We start from the raw sequence: 3616 nt of genomic DNA on the forward strand, positions 1-3616 counted from the left end.
TTCCAAAGCCTGGTGAAGCCCATCACTAAATCGTCTGCCTTCACTTAAACGACCTGTAAATTCATCAACGATGATAACTTCTTTATTACGCACCACATAATGCACATCTTTTTCAAAAAGATTGTGAGCTTTTAAGGCTTGATCAAGTTGGTGTGCTAAGATAGCATTATCAAGGCTGTATAAATTTTCTACCCCAAAAAGCTCCTCAGCCTTTGAAATTCCAGTTTCAGTAATGAGTATAGAGCGGTTTTTTTCATCAACCACAAAGTCACCTTTTTGTTTTTCGCCCTTTGCTAGAGCGTTAGCTTCTAAAGGCTCGCCTTTTTGCATTTTTTTAGCTACTTCATTGGCTTTGATATAGCCATCAAGAGTGCGATTTGTTGGACCTGAGATGATTAGAGGCGTTCTTGCTTCATCTATTAAAATACTATCAACCTCATCAACAATGACAAAATTATGCTCCCTTTGCACCTTTTCATTATTTGCAAATTTCATATTATCACGTAAGTAATCAAAGCCAAATTCGTTATTTGTTCCATAAGTTATATCACATTCATAGGCTTTTTTATGATCTTCATCGCTATTTGAGCTTGAAAGCACTACACCTACTGAAAAGCCTAAAAAATTATAAATCGCACTCATTTGTTCAGCATCTCTTTTGGCTAGATAATCATTTACTGTTACTATATGCACGCCTTTTCCACTCATGGCATTAAGCACAACTGGCAGGGTTGCAACTAAGGTTTTTCCCTCGCCGGTTTTCATTTCAGCTATCTTTCCCTCATGAAGCACCATACCACCGATAAGCTGGACATCAAAATGCCTCATATTTAGCGTTCTTTTGCCTACCTCACGCACTATGGCAAAAACATCACTGAGTATTTTTTCTAAGGAAGTGTGATTTTCTTGCACTTTTTTTCTTAGCCCATTAAATTCATTTTTGAGTTCTTCATCGCTCAAAGCTTGGTATTTTAGCTCTAGGGCATTGATTTCATTAACTCTTTTAAAATATTTTTTCACTTCTCTATCATTTTTTGTGCCAAAGAGTGATTTGATGATTTTAAGCATAATGCGTCCTTAAATTTTAAATGCAAAGTTTAATTATAGTCTTTATTTAATTAAACTTTGCTATAAATAAAAAAATAAATTCAAATTTTTGAAGTATATTTTTTTGAAAATATTTATTAAAAAAGAGTAAAACTATTAACAAAGGACTTAAAACTAGGTTTAGTCCCTTCAGGTAGAGGTATAAGGACTTTAATCTTTTCGCTATCATTAGGGTTCTGGCTACGCTAAAAGCCCAAATATAGAGATTTAAAGAGCAAGTAGTCAAAAACTGCTCTTTTACCTCGAAATTTTGTGCGAGTTATTTTTTGTTGATAAGGCCATTATTTCCAATGTGATGTTTGTGTTTTTCATTTATTTTTGATATGTTTTATAATTTTTCTACGCATAAAAATTATTTTATAGCGTATATTATATTTGTTTAAGCTCTTTTGTTATAATGATATTTTTGTGAAAAATAAGGAAAACTCTGTCATGTTTAAAAATATCTTATTTTTATTTGTTATTCTCTTCAATGCACAAGCTTTTGATATAAATTATAAAAATTTCTCAAGCGACTTTGTGCAAAGCGTTGAAAATGCACACTCAAAGATTTATTACAAAGGAAGCTTTATCATCACTCAAACAAAGGCTTTTTGGGATTATAAAGAGCCCAGCAATAAGCAAATTTTTATCAACAATCAAGAACTTGTCATCTTAGAACCAGACTTAGAACAAGCTATCATAAGCACGCTTGATAAGGTGCCAAATCTAAGCGAGATTTTTAAGAGTGCTAAAAGACAAGATGAGCAAACTTATATCGCAAAATACGAGCAAATCACTTATACTATAAAGCTTAAAAATGACGAAATTTCAAGTATTAGCTACAAAGACGATCTTGATAATAAAGTCCTTATCGAGCTTTCTAATCAAAAAAGAAACACGCTTATCAACGAAGAAATATTTAAAGTAAAAATTCCTGCAAATTTTGACATCTTGCGCTAGGAGTTTTTTATGTTTGAACTTGCTTGCTTGCTTGTCGCCATAATACTTGTTTTTGGTGCTATACTGAGCTTTTTTAATATTATAAAAATTAAAAAACTTGAGAATGAACTTTTTCTTTTTAAGCTAAAATTTACAAACTTAAACGAAAAATTGCAACTCTTAGAAAAGACAATACACACTTTAAACATACAAAATGATGAGAAACCCTCTCTTCAAAAAGAACAAAACCTTGCTTTAAAAAGTGTAAAAAATCCTCATTTAAACCTTGATAAAAAAGCATTCAGCTTCAAAACACAAAAACAAATTCTTTTGATATCCAAAAATCCTCATTTGCGGTATTCAATTTCAAATTTGAAAATTTCTTTACGCAAAAATTTTTAATTATAGCTTCTGGTTTGTTTTTAGTGCTTGCTGGCTTATTTTTAATCAAATACTCCATAGAAAATTCTCTAATCACTCCATTAATGAGGCTTATTTTAGCATCTTTTTTTGGGCTGTTGTGTATTGTTTTTGGGTTTATCTTACACTTTAAAAAGTTTAAAATACCAAAGATAAAGATCGTCCAAACCAACCTTAACCTAAACTCACAAATTCTCATCTCAGCTGGTTTTATAATTGAGTTTTTAAGTGTTTATGCGGCATTTAAGTTGTATGATTTTATTGGATTTAAACTCTGTTTTATCCTACTTTGTGTGTTCAGCATAATTTTACTTTTCAATGCTTTAAAATTTGGTGTTTTGTGTGCATATTTTGGTTTAATTGGAGCTTTTGCAACACCTGTTTTGCTTAACAATGGAGTATATAATGGGGCATTTTTGTTTGGATATTTGTTTGTTTTTTATATCTTGCAAGCCTTTTTAAGCCATAAAAAAAATTTTATATATGTTAATTTTATCGCCTTGCTTTTGTGTGTATTTTATATTTTGCATTTTATCTTTTTTAAACTAAGCGAATATGAGGGCTTTTTAAATGCTTTTGTTTTGCTATTTATACTTTGCGTAGCCTGCTTTAGCATATTTTTATACCGCGTAAAAATGCTCCTTTTTATCTTCAGTCTTTGTTTGAGTTTTATTTGCTTTTTTAGCTTTTTTGCTTTGGTGCAAATGAGCCTTGTAGAATGGATTATATTTGGGCTTTTGGTTGTATTTTGTTTTGCTTACACTTATCTTAAAAACACCTTATATAACTTTTTACCATTATGCTTTTCGATTTTGGTATTTTTAAGCACCATAATAAGCCTTTATCTACAAGGAAAAGATGTTCTTGTGCCTTTTGCAAGTTTTTTTGTCTTATTTAGCATTCTAGTTTGCGTGCTTTGCTCGTATTTTGCGATATAAGTTTGCTCATCTTGTCTTTTAGCACTCTTAAAAATCTCGCTTAGATTTGGCACCTTATCAAGCGTGCTTATGATAGCTTGTTCTAAGTCTGGTTCTAAGATGACAAGTTCTTGATTGTTGATAAAAATTTACTTATGGCTGGACTTGACGGCATTAAAAACAAAACTATCCCAATTGGACCAATGGATGAGAATCTTTTTGAACTTACCCTTGATGAGATTAGAGAAAAA

At 31.1% G+C, this 3616-nt stretch carries 4 protein-coding genes and 1 pseudogene; 4 read left to right on the forward strand and 1 reads right to left on the reverse strand.

The window, feature by feature from the left end:
- A partial coding sequence (locus DMB91_RS08610) for a DEAD/DEAH box helicase (RefSeq protein ID WP_409513476.1) occupies positions 1 to 1068 on the reverse strand: 1068 nt, incomplete at its 3' end.
- 471 nt (positions 1069 to 1539) lie between these two features.
- Between DMB91_RS08610 and lolA the strand changes: the two genes are divergently transcribed.
- The 4 genes and pseudogenes from lolA to DMB91_RS09005 form a co-directional block, all read left to right on the forward strand.
- Positions 1540 to 2049: a LolA-like outer membrane lipoprotein chaperone gene (lolA, locus tag DMB91_RS08615; protein ID WP_143116911.1), complete on the forward strand. Its 510-nt coding sequence runs from the start codon at positions 1540 to 1542 to the stop codon at positions 2047 to 2049.
- Positions 2050 to 2058: 9 nt separating this feature from the next.
- Positions 2059 to 2430: a hypothetical protein gene (locus DMB91_RS08620; RefSeq protein WP_034907051.1), complete on the forward strand. Its 372-nt coding sequence runs from the start codon at positions 2059 to 2061 to the stop codon at positions 2428 to 2430.
- Positions 2431 to 2453: 23 nt separating this feature from the next.
- Positions 2454 to 3386, forward strand: coding sequence for a DUF2339 domain-containing protein (locus tag DMB91_RS08625; protein WP_231549692.1), 933 nt, complete (start codon positions 2454 to 2456; stop codon positions 3384 to 3386).
- Between the two features lie 125 nt (positions 3387 to 3511).
- Positions 3512 to 3616 (forward strand): annotated as a pseudogene (locus DMB91_RS09005) (hypothetical protein); the annotation flags it as partial.

It is taken from the genome of Campylobacter sp. MIT 97-5078 (assembly GCF_006864455.1).
Taxonomy (GTDB): domain Bacteria; phylum Campylobacterota; class Campylobacteria; order Campylobacterales; family Campylobacteraceae; genus Campylobacter_D.

What these genes read in the sequence shown, in the direction of transcription:
- lolA (WP_143116911.1), top strand. Translation starts at nt 1,540, where the DNA reads ATGTTTAAAAATATCTTATTTTTATTTGTTATTCTCTTCAATGCACAA.
- DMB91_RS08620 (WP_034907051.1), top strand. Translation starts at nt 2,059, where the DNA reads ATGTTTGAACTTGCTTGCTTGCTTGTCGCCATAATACTTGTTTTTGGT.